The 8,871-nt window shown below is 70.3% G+C and carries 6 protein-coding genes; 4 read left to right on the forward strand and 2 right to left on the reverse strand.

What is annotated here, in order from left to right; all coding sequences use genetic code 11:
• A partial coding sequence (locus tag E7Z54_RS23625) for a hypothetical protein (RefSeq protein WP_168798462.1) occupies positions 1 to 408 on the forward strand: 408 nt, incomplete at its 5' end.
• 37 nt (positions 409 to 445) lie between these two features.
• On the opposite strand, the gene E7Z54_RS22145 is transcribed toward E7Z54_RS23625, so the two are convergent.
• Together E7Z54_RS22145 and E7Z54_RS22150 are read right to left on the reverse strand one after the other, a co-directional pair.
• The gene (locus tag E7Z54_RS22145; RefSeq protein ID WP_136436897.1) at positions 446 to 1,951 is read right to left on the reverse strand and encodes a M1 family metallopeptidase; all 1,506 of its coding nucleotides are present in this window, start codon (positions 1,949 to 1,951) and stop codon (positions 446 to 448) included.
• Between the two features lie 167 nt (positions 1,952 to 2,118).
• Positions 2,119 to 2,631, reverse strand: coding sequence for a GNAT family N-acetyltransferase (locus E7Z54_RS22150; protein WP_206056473.1), 513 nt, complete (start codon positions 2,629 to 2,631; stop codon positions 2,119 to 2,121).
• Positions 2,632 to 2,722: 91 nt separating this feature from the next.
• On the opposite strand from E7Z54_RS22150, the gene E7Z54_RS22155 reads away from it, so the two are divergent.
• The 3 genes from E7Z54_RS22155 to E7Z54_RS22165 all read left to right on the forward strand — a co-directional run.
• Positions 2,723 to 3,223 (forward strand): Lrp/AsnC family transcriptional regulator, encoded by a 501-nt coding sequence (locus E7Z54_RS22155; RefSeq protein ID WP_240769843.1) that lies wholly within the window; start codon positions 2,723 to 2,725, stop codon positions 3,221 to 3,223.
• Between the two features lie 93 nt (positions 3,224 to 3,316).
• Positions 3,317 to 5,908 carry a hypothetical protein gene (locus tag E7Z54_RS22160; RefSeq protein ID WP_136436898.1) on the forward strand — a complete coding sequence of 864 codons (2,592 nt, stop codon included), beginning with the start codon at positions 3,317 to 3,319 and terminating at the stop codon, positions 5,906 to 5,908.
• A gap of 193 nt (positions 5,909 to 6,101) precedes the next feature.
• Positions 6,102 to 8,871: (Fe-S)-binding protein (locus E7Z54_RS22165; RefSeq protein ID WP_136436899.1), on the forward strand; the 2,770-nt coding region annotated here is incomplete at its 3' end.

Here is an 8,871-nt window from a genome sequence, read left to right on the forward strand (position 1 = left end):
GCGGCGGCGGTCGCCGGGGTCGCGGTCGCGGTCGCGGCGCTCCTCATGGGTCGCGGCGGGCCGGACCCGGTGGCGAGCGGGGACCCGACCGCGAGGACCGGCGCGAGCGGCTCGGGTGGGACCGAGGATCGCCCGGCCGCCTTCACCGGCAGCGGCGAGCAGGTCGCCGCGGACAACATCGCGCGGGTGCTCGAGGACGAGGGCGACCTGGATGCGCGCGGCGCGGAGTGCACCGCCCGAGAGCTGGTGGACGAGCACGGCGTCGACGGGCTGATCGCGGACGGCCTGCTCGACGAGGACCTGATGCTGGTCGAGGACGGCCGCGGCGGGGTCAGCCCGGGCGTGCTGGCCGACATCTTCGCGACGACGTTCTCCTGCCTCTGGACCGTGTCACCGGCCCCCGAGTAGCCCGTCCCTGGCGAAGCCGCGGTCGCCCGCGGGCCCGTCAGCGTCGCGGTGTCTGTGCCCCCAGCAGCCAGGCCTCGAAGAACGCCGTCAGCTCCTCGCCGGTCGTCTCCTCGATCCACGCCCAGTACTCGTCGCGGTCGGCGATGTCGTTCTCCTGCTGCTCCGGCCAGGCGCGGACCATCTCCAGGAACCGCTCGTCGCCGATCCGCTCCCGCAGCTCCTGCCACATCAGGGCCGGCCCGTAGTAGATGTTGCCGTCCCCGAAGCGGGTCGGGTCGTAGTCGGCGGGCGGTCCGGACTCCGCGCGCATCGAGGTCTCGGCGGCCGCCCACTGGTCCATCTTCTCGACGATGGAGATGCCCTCCTGTTCGGCCTCCCACATGCCCTGCAGGTACATCACCATGCCCTCGTTCATCCAGACCTCGGACCAGTCGGCGGGCGAGACCGAGTTGCCGTACCAGTGGTGCGCGGCCTCGTGGACGACCACGGCGGCAGACAGGCTGTACGCGGTGTCGCCGAGGGTGACCATGGTCTGGGTCTCCATGCCGCTCTCGTTGTCGACCACCACGATGCCGAAGCTGTCGAAGGGATACGGGCCGAGGATGTCCTCCAGCCAGTCGATCGCCTCGGCGGCGTACTCCGTGTCACCGGGCAGCGGGTCCTTGTCGGGGTCGGTCCAGATCTGGATGGGGACGCCGCTGTCGGACTCGAGGTCGGTGCGCTGGAAGTCGCCGAAGGCGACCGTGACGAGGTACGACGACGCCGGCTCGGCGAGGTGCCAGACGTCGGTCTGGAGGCCGTCCGCCTCGGTCGACTTCGTCAGCACGCCGTTCGCCACCCCCGACCACGGCGCGGGCACGGTCAGGGTGAAGTCGTAGAGCGCCTTGTCGGCGGGCTGGTCGTTGACGGCGTACCAGGTGTGGGCGCCGTACGGCTCCTGCAGTGTCCAGGTCTCGTGCTCGGGGGTGATGCTCCAGCCGAGGCCGGCTCCGAAGTCGGACCGCTGGCTGGGGGCGGGGGTCGGCTCCGGCGTCCCGGCGTAGGCGATCTCGATCTCGTACCGCTGGTCGGCGCGCACCGGGTGGTCGATCGTGAGGTCCTTCCCTCGGACCTGGAACGCGGCAGGCTCGCCGTCGACGCTGAGCTCGGAGATGGTGAGCGCGTCGTTGAAGTCGAGCGGGATCCTGGCGGCGTCCGCGGTGGCGCGGAAGGTCAGCACCTGCCGCCCGGTGAGCTGGTCCTCGCTCGGGTCCCAGGTCAGGCCGAGGTCGTAGTGGAGAGCGTCCACGAGCGGGTCGCCCACCTCGGGGTAGACCGTGTCCTCCCGGGTCTCGCTGCGGGCGATCGACAGCTCGTCCGAGCCGCCGGCGCCGGTCGCGCTGGGTGTGTTGCCGGTGGTCGGCGCGGAGGGCGGTGCCGACGATGATCGGCGGTCCGGGTCGTCCTCGGAGACGTCGGCCCCGCAGCCGGCGAGCACGAGCGAGAGGACGAGCGCCGCGCCGAGCACGCCGGTCGCGCGCGGTCCTCGCGGTGAGACGGTCATGCACCCCTCCTTCCCTGGTGGGTGCGGCCATCATGCCTGTCCGGGCGAGCAGGTCGACGTTGCGAGCTCGCCACCATCGCTCGACCGCCCAGGCAGCCCGGTCGACGTGCCGGGGATCGACGACCCGCACTGGTGGGAGACCGCTGCCGGCGCAGGCCGGCCGAGGTTCAGTCGACGAGCTCCTGAAGCGCGTCACGCTCCAAGCGGTAGACAGCGATGTCCGCGAGCTCCTGGCCACCCAATCGCTGGTAGAAACGGAGCGCAGCATGGTTGGAATGCTGCACCCACCACTCCAGGACGCCCCGCTCTCCGGCAAGGCGAGCGAGGTGGGTCATCACCCGTTCGCCGACGCGCTGATTGCGGAGCTCAGGGGTGACGTAGAGGTCCTCGAGGTGGATTCCCCGCCGACCGCTGACGGTTCCGTACTTGGGGTAGTAGAGGGCGAAGCCCACCCGCACGGTCCCGACCTGCACGACCAGAGCTGCGGCCAGTGACGTCGGCCCGAAGAGGGCTGCCTCCAGGTCATCGAGGGTGGCCGTCACCGCCGGCAGGCCTTCCTCGGCGGCCAGCGCACGGATGAAGCGGTCGATGGTTGCGAGGTCGTCGGGCGTCGCGGGCCGGATCAGAACCTCCTCGGAGGTGTGCGGGGGCGAGGGAGCGAGAGATCGTGGATCAGTCACGTCGCAAACGTATGCCTCTCGGGTTGGTCGAGGATTGCGATTTTCACTAGGCAAGGGCACCTTCGCGGCAGATGTCGCTACCATCCGCGCCATGGACGCAATCGACCGGAAGATTCTTGCCGAGTTGCAGGAGGATGCTCACCTGACGAACCAGCAGCTTGCCGCTCGCATCGGCCTGTCCCCGTCGCCGACGCTGCGACGTGTTCGCAGGCTGAAGGACGACGGCATCATCGCCCGGTACGTCGCCGTGGTCGAGCCTCGTCGGCTGGGTCTTCAGGTCATGGCCCTGGTGACGCTGACGCTTGCCTCCCAGGACGACGCGACCATCTCCGCGGTCGAGGAGCGAATCAGGTCTCTGGATGAGGTCACCGAGGCATACACCCTCGCCGGCCAGGCGGACTACATCATCAAGGTATGGGTCAGCAGCCTGGAGACCTACGAGGAGTTCGTCCGTACGAAGCTTCGAACCGTCCGCGGACTGGCGAGCATCACCACGATGTTCGCCTATGCAACCGTGAAGCCACCCTCGCCGATCAGCCCGCCCCCACCGCACGCTGAGCGTTCCACGGATCGCGACCGACGGAGTCGGTGATCGGCACCGTCGAGCCCGGCGAAGACCGTGACGCGTTACGGCGAGGCCCCCGCGTCGTTAGAACCTGTTGCAGTGCCGCCCGACCCCTCACGGGTGGCCGAGAGGGAGGACGTCGTGGCGCAACGACTGCGGGAGCCGGAGACCACGCGGCGCGTGGGCCTGGCCGGGCTGCTGGCACTCACTCTCGTCGGCGTCGCCGTGCTTCTGCCCGGCGGTGGCGGCGGGTCGGCGAGCCTGGCCCTGGCGACCGAGCAGGAGAAGTCCGCTCGCGGGGTGCCGCATGACGACTCCGGCCTGGAGCCTCACGACCACAGCGACCCGACCACCAAGAACGCCATCTCCCGCGGCGTCGTGGAGGGCGCCGAGGTCGTCGAGCCGGTCAGCGCCGCGGCGCGCTCCGCCGCGGAGGAGTACGTCGAGCGCGAGCGCGCCCTGCCCGACCCGACCCTGGTGAAGGTGCCCGCCTACCCGGCCCGCTCGGCCGTGCCGACCGACCGCTTCGCGATGGCCGGCGGCTGCTACACCCTGCAGACCGGCTCCGGCGCGTACGTCACTCGCACCGGCACGACGCTCGCCGTCGCGTCGGTCCCCCGGGCATCGGCCGCGACCTTCTACTTCAAGGCCACTCGGCTCGGTGGCTACCTGCTGCACACCCGGCCCGGTGAGGTGACGCTCAAGCCGGACGGCTCGATCGCCGTCGCAGCCAAGCCGGGTCCGCGGGCCGACTGGACCGCGACCAAGGTGGCCAGGGGCCACACCTTCCAGATCGCTCCCGGCAAGGCGATGACCGTCCGACCCGGCGGCAGGCTCGGCCGGGGCGCGACCGGCACCCCGTTCCGGCTCCGCGTCGCCGCCGGCTGCCCGCCCTACCCCGAGGCGGACGTGAACGTCTCAGGCGACCCGCACGCCGGCCTGACGTCGTACCAGGAGGTGCGTGGGTTCGTGGACGCGCACACCCACGGCATGGCCTTCGAGTTCCTGGGCGGCCAGGTCCACTGTGGTCGTCCGTGGCACGAGTACGGCGCGCCGTACGCGCTGGTCGACTGCCCCGACCACACGCTGACCGCCGGCCGGGGAGCCGTCCTCGAGTCGCTCCTGTCGGGCGAGCCGTCCCACGACCCGGTGGGGTGGCCGACCTTCAAGGACTGGCCGGCGCCGGAGTCGCTGACGCACGAGGGCACCTACTACCGGTGGCTGGAGCGCGCGTGGCGCGGCGGCCAGCGGCTCTTCGTCAACCTGCTCGTGGAGAACAACAAGCTCTGCGAGCTCTATCCGCTGAAGCGGAACTCCTGCGACGACATGGACTCGATCCGGCTGCAGGCCGAGCAGATGGTACGGCTCCAGGACTACATCGACGCGCAGTTCGGCGGCCCCGGCAAGGGGTTCTACCGGATCGTGAAGGACCCGTTCGAGGCGCGGCGCGTGATCAATGCCGGGAAGATGGCCGTGGTGATGGGCATCGAGACGTCCGTTCCGTTCGGCTGCACCTTCAAGGCGGTCCTCGGCGAGGACGTCCCCGCGTGCACCGCCGCCGACATCGACGCCAACCTGGACGAGATGCACGCGCTGGGCGTGCGGCAGATGGAGCTGGTCAACAAGTTCGACAACGCGCTCGCCGGAGTCGCGGGCGACGCCGGCGAGGTCGGCCTCGCCGTCAACTCGGCGAACTTCCTGGAGACCGGCACCTTCTGGGCGATGCGGCACTGCGAGCCCGCCGACGGGCGGTCCGCCGACAAGACGCAGGTCACGGCGCCCGACATCTCGGCGGGACAGCAGGACGCCCTGTTCGGCGCGCTCGCCCAGACGCTCGGCATCCTCCCGGCCGTGCCGGTCTACGAGCAGCCGGCGCACTGCAACCAGCGCGGGCTGACCGACCTCGGCGAGCACACGATCCGCGGACTGGCCGAGCGGAGGATGCTCTTCGACCCCGACCACCTGTCGGTCAAGGCGCGCGCCGCGTCGATGGACCTGATCGAGCAGCTGGAGTACCCCGGTGTGCTGTCGAGCCACTCGTGGTCCACGCCCGACACGTACCCGAGGATCTACCGGGCGGGCGGGTTCATCACGCCCTACGCGGGCGACTCGACCGGGTTCGTGGAGAAGTGGCGGCGCCACCTCGGCTGGGCCGACCCGCGCTACTACTTCGGCTTCGGCTTCGGCGCGGACATCAACGGACTCGGCGCCCAGGGCAATCCCCGCGGCGCCGGGGTGCCCAACCCCGTCACCTACCCGTTCACCGGGCTGGCCGGCGTGAGGCTCGACCGGCAGCGGGCGGGCGCGCGGGTGTGGGACATCAACGTCGACGGCGTCGCGCAGTACGGCCTCTACCCCGACTGGGTGGAGGACCTGCGGGTGGTCGCCGAGGCGCAGAACCCCGGGGACGGAGCGAGGATCGTCGACGACATGGCGCGGGGCGCCGAGGCCTACCTGCAGATGTGGGAGCGGGCGCACGGCGTCTCGCCCGACTCGTGCCGGAACGCGGACCTGCGGAAGACCACCGACGCCGTCCGGCGGCTGGTCGTCCCGGGGATGACGACCGCCCAGGTGCTGGGCGCGGTCGGCCAGCCCTACGAGCGCCGCGGGGCGTCGTACGGGTTCTGCGCGCGGAGCGAGGCCCGGGTCAAGGTGCCGGTCACGGTGACCTTCTCGGCGACCGGCCGGGTCAGCGGCGTGTCGTTCGGCTGACGGCCGGGGCTGAGGCGAGCGTCACCCTCCACGCGAAGTTACTTGTCGGTAGTATCGCTGTGCGTCTGTTGCTCACGCGCGGCTCGGGTAAGGCTTGCCTGTCAGGCTCGACGCCGGTTGGTGGCAATAGGCTCGACGCGCGCACCCCACGGGTGCGCACACCTGACTCCCTGCGGATGAGGAGCTGTTGGAGATGTTGCAGACCGTCCTGATCGTGGTCTCGCTCGGTCTCACCGCCGTCACCCTCGCGGTGGTCGGCAAGGCTGTGATGGCGATGCTCGGCGTGATCCGCCGTGGCCAGCCCGCGCCTGGCCGTGCCGGGAACCCGGCGGGCCGGACGCTGACCATGCTCAAGGAGACCTTCGGTCACACGCGGATGCTCCAGTGGACCTGGGTCGGCATCATGCACTGGTTCGTCTTCATGGCGTTCATCTTCCTGAGCACCGCTGTCGCTGCCGCCTACTTCCAGCTCTTCGACCCCGAGTTCGTGTGGCCGATCGTCGGCCACTGGTACCCCTTCGAGTGGTTCAGCGAGGCGATCGGCCTGCTGTCGACCATCGGCGTGATCGTGCTGATCATCTACCGGCAGAAGCACCACCCGCGGATCGAGGGCCGCGGCAGCCGCTTCTTCGGCTCCACGATGTGGCAGGCCTACTTCGTGGAGTTTCTCGCGCTGTTCGAGGGCGGCGCGATCCTCTTCGTGCGTGGCGCCGAGTACAACCTGCTCGAGGCCACCGGCCACACCGAGCACGCGACCCGTGCCCACTTCCCGATCGCCTCGTGGGTCGGCGACGTGCTCTACCCGAGCGGCGTCGACTCGGCGCACACGCTCGAGAACGTCATCTACGCCATCGCGACGTTCAAGATCGTGCTGGCGATGGTCTGGCTGCTCGTGGTCGCCCGCTATCTCACGATGGGCATCGCGTGGCACCGCTTCACCGCGTGGTTCAACATCTGGTTCAAGCGCGAGGACAGCGGACGTACGGCGCTCGGCGCGGTCAAGCCGCTGACCTCGGGCGGCAAGCCGATCACGCTCGACGACATCGACGACCTTGACGAGGACGCGACGCTCGGCACCGGCAACATCTTCGACTTCTCGTGGAAGGACGTCCTCGACTTCACGACCTGCACCGAGTGCGGTCGCTGCCAGTCGCAGTGCCCGGCGTGGGCGACGGAGAAGCCGCTCTCCCCGAAGCTGATGATCATGGCCCTGCGCGAGCAGGCGTTCGCCGTCGCCGGTGGCGTCGAGGGCGCCGAGGACCGCGCGATGGTCGGCAAGGCCGACCGCGAGCAGGCCGAGGGCGTCGACGACTGGTTCTACATGCCCGAGGGCGGTGACTTCGTCGTCGACGAGGACGCGCTGTGGTCCTGCACCAACTGCGGGGCCTGCGTGCAGCAGTGCCCGGTCGACATCGAGCACGTCGACCACTTCGTCGACATGCGCCGCTACCAGGTGCTGGTCGAGTCGAACTTCCCCTCCGAGCTCAACGGCCTGTTCAAGGGCCTGGAGAACAAGGGCAACCCCTGGAACATGTCGCCCACGGCGCGCATGGACTGGGCGAAGGGCCTCGACTTCGAGGTCAAGGTCGTGGGTGACACGATCGAGTCCCTCGACGAGGTCGACTGGCTGTTCTGGGTCGGCTGCGCCGGTGCCTATGAGGACCGTGCCAAGAAGACCACCCGCGCCCTCGCCGAGCTGCTCGACACCGCCGGCGTCTCCTTCGGCGTACTCGGCAACGGCGAGACCTGCACCGGTGACTCCGCGCGTCGCGCCGGCAACGAGTTCGTGTTCCAGGGCCTCGCCCAGCAGAACGTCGAGGTGCTCACCGAGGCGAAGGCGAAGAAGGTCGTCACGACCTGCCCGCACTGCATGAACACCCTCAAGAACGAGTACAAGCAGCTCGGCATCGAGCTCGAGGTCATCCACCACACCCAGCTGCTCAACCGGCTGGTCCGCGACGGCAAGCTGACGCCGGTCGCCGACGGCGGTGGGGCCCACCAGCGCAAGATCACCTACCACGACCCGTGCTTCCTTGGACGCCACAACCAGGTCTACACGCCGCCGCGCGAGCTGCTGCAGATCATGCCGGGCGCCGAGGTCAAGGAGATGGAGCGCAACTCCGAGCGGTCCTTCTGCTGCGGCGCCGGTGGTGCTCGTATGTGGATGGAAGAGACCATCGGCGAGCGGATCAACCTCAACCGCACCAACGAGGCCGTCGAGACCGGCGCGGACCAGATCGCGGTCGGCTGCCCGTTCTGCCGCGTGATGCTGTCCGACGGCCTCACCAAGATGCAGGCCGACGGCGCCGCGCGCGAGGAGGTCGAGGTTCTCGACGTCGCGCAGATGCTGCTCGCCTCGGTCAAGGGCGAGATGGCGACCAAGCTGGCGCCCGGTGCCGCCGCGGCTGCTGGCGCTGCTGCCCCCGCAGCGAGGACCTCGGTGGAGACCAGGGCGGAGCCGGCACCCGGTGACGTGACCGTCACCGAGGACACCGTCGTCGACACCGAGGACGTGGGTCCGGCGGCCAAGGCGTCCGGCGGCTCGTCGATGTTCGACGACCCGGGCTCGATGTTCGACGAGCCGGCCGCGCCGGCCGCGAAGGCTGCGCCGGAGGCGAAGTCCGGTGGCTCCCTTTTCGACGAGGGTGCCGGGTCCTCGCTCTTCGACACCGCTGCCCCCGAGGCGAAGGCCGCCTCGGAGGCGAAGCCCGCCGCCGAGGCGAAGGCCGAGCCGGCCTCGTCGGGCGGGTCGCTGTTCGACGTCGGTGGTGACCAGGCTCCGCCAGCACCGGCCACGGCGGAGCCGTCCTCCGACGTGTCCGGTGGCTCCCTGTTCGACATCCCGACCACGTCGGCTCCGGCTCCGGCTCCGGAGGCCAAGGCCGAGCCCGCGCCGAAGCCCGCCGAGGAGGCGGTCGTCGACGCCGAGGTCGAGGGCGGCGTCGCCGCCGCGCCCCCGCGGT

This window comes from Nocardioides sp. (genome assembly GCF_004803405.1).
GTDB classification, from domain to species: Bacteria; Actinomycetota; Actinomycetes; order Propionibacteriales; family Nocardioidaceae; genus Nocardioides; species Nocardioides vastitatis.